The sequence below is a fragment of the Bradyrhizobium sp. NBAIM03 genome (assembly GCF_020194055.1).
GTDB lineage: Bacteria > Pseudomonadota > Alphaproteobacteria > Rhizobiales > Xanthobacteraceae > Bradyrhizobium > Bradyrhizobium yuanmingense.
On sequence record NZ_JADYVS010000155.1, the window covers coordinates 1 to 447 of the forward strand.

Annotated in this window: 1 protein-coding gene; it reads left to right on the top strand. The window is 67.8% G+C overall.

All coding sequences use genetic code 11. From position 1 onward, the window contains the following. The coding region (locus I6F21_RS37850; protein ID WP_181453882.1) for an NAD(P)/FAD-dependent oxidoreductase at positions 1-242 on the top strand (242 nt) is incomplete at its 5' end. Positions 243-447 lie beyond the last annotated feature (205 nt).

Below are 447 nucleotides of genomic sequence, written 5' to 3' on the forward strand. Positions count from 1 at the left end.
GCCAGGCCGCGCAGCTGCTGGGCGCATTCCCGCTGGTGGCCAGCGGCACCGAAGGCTACCGCACCGCCGAGGTCACCCTGGGCGGCGTGGACACCGCCGAAGTGTCATCCTCGACGATGGAATCCAAGCGCGTGCCCGGCCTGCACTTCGTTGGCGAGGTGCTGGACGTGACCGGCTGGCTGGGCGGCTACAACTTCCAATGGGCCTGGGCCAGCGGCCACGCAGCGGGCGGCGTGGTGTGAACCACTTCGCCGTTCGACGCGCGCCAGGGGTGCGCGCATGGACGGTTCGCCGCGCATCGTGTATCTAGATTCGCAGATTGGGGAGCAGTGCATGCAGAACGCGAACGACATCACCATCCGCCTGCTGATCGTCGATGACAGCGGCGAGAATGCCGAAGCCATCGTCAGCACCCTGCGCAACAGCGGCATCGCGGTACGCCCGTGG